3 protein-coding genes and 1 tRNA gene are annotated in these 5081 nt (G+C 59.1%); 2 read left to right on the forward strand and 2 right to left on the reverse strand.

What is annotated here, in order from left to right; genetic code table 11:
* Window positions 1-142: 142 nt before the first annotated feature.
* A tRNA-Phe gene (locus VEG30_01715) sits at window positions 143-218 on the reverse strand.
* 309 nt (window positions 219-527) lie between these two features.
* Here VEG30_01715 and hutU point away from each other — a divergent pair.
* Together hutU and hutI are read left to right on the forward strand one after the other, a co-directional pair.
* Window positions 528-2222: a urocanate hydratase gene (gene hutU, locus VEG30_01720; GenBank protein HXZ78615.1), complete on the forward strand. Its 1695-nt coding sequence runs from the start codon at window positions 528-530 to the stop codon at window positions 2220-2222.
* A complete protein-coding gene (gene hutI, locus VEG30_01725; protein HXZ78616.1) occupies window positions 2219-3523 on the forward strand; it encodes an imidazolonepropionase in 1305 nt (434 codons plus the stop codon). Before hutU ends, hutI begins: the two co-directional genes overlap by 4 nt.
* 134 nt (window positions 3524-3657) lie before the next feature.
* On the opposite strand, the gene VEG30_01730 is transcribed toward hutI, so the two are convergent.
* On the reverse strand, window positions 3658-4359 hold the full coding sequence (locus VEG30_01730; GenBank protein HXZ78617.1) for a hypothetical protein: 702 nt from the start codon (window positions 4357-4359) through the stop codon (window positions 3658-3660).
* Between the last annotated feature and the right edge of the window lie 722 nt (window positions 4360-5081).

Here is a 5081-nt window from a genome sequence, read left to right on the forward strand (position 1 = left end):
TAAAGTCAGATAAGAAAGCGTTGGAACAGGTCGCTCGTGTCGCACTCGCCGTATTCAAATCGTCCGCCGATAGGTGAGCAACCACAGCTGTGAAATCACGGGTGGGAAATTTTGAGTGGATTTTCTAAACCATTGAGAAAAATGGTGGCCAGGGACGGAATCGAACCGCCGACGCCAGCCTTTTCAGGGCTGCGCTCTACCATCTGAGCTACCTGGCCACGTTGAACGCTCTCACCGGTGAGCGCCGGGAGGCTGATTCAGAACTCCGGGAAGTCTGCCGCTGTGTCGGCGAGCAATCGCGCAACGCTCAACTCTGGCAAGCAAACGTAGCACACTCGAATCGTCATTCTAACAACCGCAACCGTTTTACTCAAACTCCTTGCGAGTCTCGCAATGGTCCGACCTCACCGCGCAATTCCCCTCTTTGTCGACCGCCCGCAATCGACCTTGTGCGCCGCGCACTCTCGATTTTGCAGCTCGCGCACGCTCGATTGCACTGCCCGCCGCTGCGGACTAACATCAGTGCCATGCCGGTCGAAACCGAATTCAGTGCTCCTGCTTACACTCCCATTCGAGCTCCGCGCGGCACCGCAATCACCTGCAAGGGCTGGCAGCAGGAAGCCGCCATGCGCATGCTGATGAACAATCTCGACGAAGAAGTCGGTGAGCGGCCTCGTGACCTGGTTGTCTATGGCGGCACCGGCCGCGCGGCCCGCAATTGGGATTGCTACCGCGCGATCGTTTCATCGCTGCGCTCGCTCGCGAACGACGAGACACTCCTGGTTCAGTCAGGCAAGCCTGTGGGTATCTTTCGCACGCACGAATATGCTCCACGCGTGCTGATCGCCAATTCCAATCTCGTCGGCCATTGGTCGAATTGGGACACATTCAATCAACTCGAGCGCGCTGGTCTCATCATGTATGGCCAGATGACCGCCGGCTCCTGGATCTACATCGGCTCGCAGGGCATCGTGCAAGGCACATTTGAAACCTTTGCTGCCGCGGGCGCCAAGCATTTCGACGGCAATCTCGAAGGCAAGCTCATCGTCAGCGGCGGCATGGGCGGTATGGGCGGCGCCCAGCCCTTGGCCGCCACCATGAATGGCGCGGCGTTTCTCGGCATTGAAGTCGATCCCGAGCGCATCAAGAAGCGCCTCAAGACCGGCTATTGCGACTTCATGGTCAACACGCTCGACGAAGCGCTGCGCATCCTGAAAAATGCCGTGCGCAAGAAAGAAGCCGTTTCGGTCGGCCTGGTAGGGAACTGCGCCGATATCATTCCCGAACTTGCCAACCGCGGCGTGTTGCCCGACATTCTTACTGATCAGACCTCCGCGCACGACCCCCTGAACGGCTACATCCCGCAGGGACTCTCGGTCGAGCAAGCCGCAGAGTTGCGCCAGCGCGATCCCAAGGGTTACCAGGAGCGCTCGCTCGATTCGATCGCCCGTCACGTCGAAGGCATGCTCGCCTTGCAAAAGATGGGAGCAGTAACCTTCGACTACGGGAACAACATACGCACCTTCGCATTTCAGCGTGGAGTGAAGAACGCCTACGACTTCCCGGGATTTGTTCCGCAGTACATCCGGCCGCTCTTCTGCGAAGGCCGTGGCCCCTTCCGCTGGGTGGCTTTGTCGGGCGAGCCCTCCGATATCGCTGTTACTGATGACCTCGTATTGCAGATGTTTCCCGACAACCGAATTCTCAGCCGCTGGATTAATCTGGCGCGCAAGCGCATCAAGTACCAGGGACTCCCGGCGCGTATCTGCTGGCTCGGATATGGTGAGCGCGCCCAGTTCGGTTTGGCCATCAACGATCTGGTCAGGAGCGGTCGCATCAAGGCGCCCATCGTGATGGGCAGAGACCATCTTGACTGTGGCTCGGTGGCCTCTCCCTTCCGCGAAACCGAGGCCATGAAGGATGGCAGCGATGCCATCGCCGACTGGCCGCTGCTCAATGCCATGCTCAACACCGCCAGCGGCGCTTCCTGGGTTTCGATTCACAATGGCGGCGGTGTTGGTATCGGCTACTCGCAGCACGCAGGACAGGTTACGGTCGCCGACGGCAGCGAACACATGGCTGCGCGCATCGAGCGCGTGCTCACCAATGATCCCGGCATCGGCGTTGCCCGTCATGTGGACGCCGGTTACGGCGAAGCTCGCGAGTTTGCCGAGAAAAACGGCATTCGGATCCCGATGAGCGACAGAGGTCTGCCGGAGTGACGGCGGCCCGCGGAAGCAAGAGAGCTGTCCGCACGCAGCCTGCTCTCTTCCTCACGAACATTGGGCAGCTTCTCACCCTGCGCGGAGAACGCGGCCTCCGTCGTCGGCAGCAACTCACGCAGCTCGAGATCATCGAAGATGCCGCCGTGCTCTGTGTTGCCGGCAAGATTGTGTCCGTAGGGCCGCGTCTTGACGCCGAAAACGATTCCTGGCTGCAGAAAAACCGCAAGAGTATTCGCGAAGTCGATTGCCGTGGCGGAGTGGTGTTACCCGGCTTTGTCGATTCGCACTCCCATCCCGTATTCACCGCCCCGCGGCTGGTAGATTTTGAAAAACGCATTTCCGGGGCCAGCTACGAAGAAATCGCAAAGTCCGGCGGCGGTATTCGATCCAGCATTGAAGGGGTTCGGCAGGCAGATGCGAATTCACTGTCCGACTCGGTGCTAAATGTGTTTCAACGAATGGCTCGCCAGGGGACAACAACCGTCGAAGCCAAGTCGGGCTATGGACTGAGTCTCAACTCGGAAGTGAAATCACTGGAAGCAGTTCGTTCTGCCGGTCGCGGTTGGCCGGGAACCGTGGTTCCTACCTTGCTCGCGGCTCACGTCGTCCCACCGGAATATCAGGATCGGCGGGGCGATTATCTCGAGATGGTCACTGCCGAGCTTATTCCACTGGTGGCGAAGCGGAGATTAGCGGACTTCGTAGACGTTTTCTGCGAACGCGGGGCTTTCACCCTGGAAGAATCGGAGCAGGTATTCCGCGCAGCGCGCCAACATGGCCTCGGGGTCCGCGCCCATGTCTGCCAGCTTACCCCCGCGCCCCTCGGCTCGTTGCAACGCTTTCAACCCGCATCTCTTGACCATGTGGACCACGTGCTCGATGAGGATCTCCGCGCATTCGAGAGAAGCGATATCGTACCCACCCTGCTCCCCGGCTCAAACTACTTCCTCGGCCTCCAGCAGTATCCGCCGGCTCGCAAGCTGATCGATGCCGGTGCAGCCGTTGCTCTCGCCACTGACTACAATCCTGGCACCTCACCTACCGTGAGCATGCCTTTTGTGCTTTCGCTTGCCTGCACGCAAATGAAGATGTCGCCGGCGGAAGCCATCTCCGCAGCAACCATCAATGGGGCTTGCTCGCTCCAACTGGAGCATCGGAAAGGCAGTATCGAATCTGGCAAAGACGCGGACCTCGCCATCTTCGCTGTGAAGAATTATCGCGAAATCGCCTACTGGTTCGCCACCGACATGTGCTCTGGCGTCGTCATGCAGGGCGAGTATTTCAATTGGATCTGCTGATCAGTACCGATGGGTAACCGGTCAGCCCGAAAGACTACTACTTACCCGATTCTCCTATACTCCTGAGGGTGCCCCATTTAAGCGCAGCTTGGGCGGGGTTTTTGCTCGACCGGAACTGGGCGTTCGTACTTTGATCAGTTGCAACGATTCGTGTATGCACTGCCCAGAAGGTTGTCGGCGGCGCGGCTACCCCTTTTCGATGCCGCCACCAGTAGCAAGTGCGCCTGCTCACAATTCTGCTCCAGCGCTTCGCCCTCGAGATACAGCTTGGCGAGTGTTACTTCAGCAGTCGTATTGCCCCGTCTGACCATCTGCCACAACCTGGCTGGATCCAGTGTGTCGTCGCTCTCCTCTTTTTCCGTTTTCTCTACCTGCACTTTTGCAGGCTTGAGCTGCGCAACAGGAGAAGCGGGCGTGTTGACGATCGTCCGGCGAACCGGAGCAGGTTTTGCCCGCAGCGCCGGCTCTGCGGGCGCCGACACGCTCGCGATTTCCCTTACCAGGCTGTCGCTCACCGACGTGCTCACCGATCGATGCGCCACAATTCCAACCATGGCAATGGCAGCCGCCGCCGTCGACACCAGAACCGAAGCTCTCCTCGCCAGCCGGACAACTGCTGCATCGTGCTCGCGATTTTCCGGGCGTATTTCCGTCGCAGCTTCAATGATCTCGCTTGCTTCCGATTCGACCTGCTTTGGATTATCCGATTCACGCGCTGCTGGCTGGACAGTTGGGGCGGGCGCGCCGCAGATATTGCACGCTCCCCAGCTTCTGGGATAGCGGTAATCACACGACACGCAGGTTACGATTTCTTCTTCTTGGGGGATGTCCGTCACGGGCCAACTCCTGACTCTGCCACTTTCTTTGCGTGACGACCCAGATGTTACTTCGAGTCGTACCAATAACGTGCAAGGCAACTCCCCAGCGCACACTCCGCAGTCCTAGAACATTAGTAACAGGCGTTTGCGATGAACTTGCTCACAGGGCCGGCCATTCAAGCCAACGGGAAATATACGCTGTCATCCTGAGCGAAGCGCCCGTTTCCCTTTCCGACCCGCGCCTCTTGCGGGTCGCGGGCACTGAGTCGAAGGATCTTGTGTCTATCCTGAAGACAAGCTTAATGACTGCTGACTGCTATGGGGTTGGCCCACCCTTCCGCGTTTTTCGCGGAGGGTGGGTGGTCTTCAAACATTGGGTAGCCCACTACACTTCTTGATTCTTGCGAGCGATCATTCGTTTGCGCGTGAGGTTGCCTTGAAGGCGGTCGAAGCTGCGGTCCTTGCAGCTGCCCAGATCCCTAAGAAGCCAGCCCAGACCGAGGGCAGTCCTGGATCGGACAAGGGCGATCAGTTGACGGGTGGACAATAGGTACCTGGCAGACGTATGCCGACCTGCGTTGACGTTTTCGGGAATCCTCTACGGCTTCGAGGGATCCGACGGGCTCAGGCTGCCCTTATTGTCCGCGGTTGCAGAGATGATCGCGATCCCCGCGCCCGCTCCCGCTCCCACAAGAATCGGCCCGCGTAACGACCTTGCTCCGCTGATCGGCTGCGGCGGC

The sequence above is a fragment of the Terriglobales bacterium genome (assembly GCA_035624455.1).
Classification (GTDB): Bacteria; Acidobacteriota; Terriglobia; order Terriglobales; family Acidobacteriaceae; genus DASPRM01.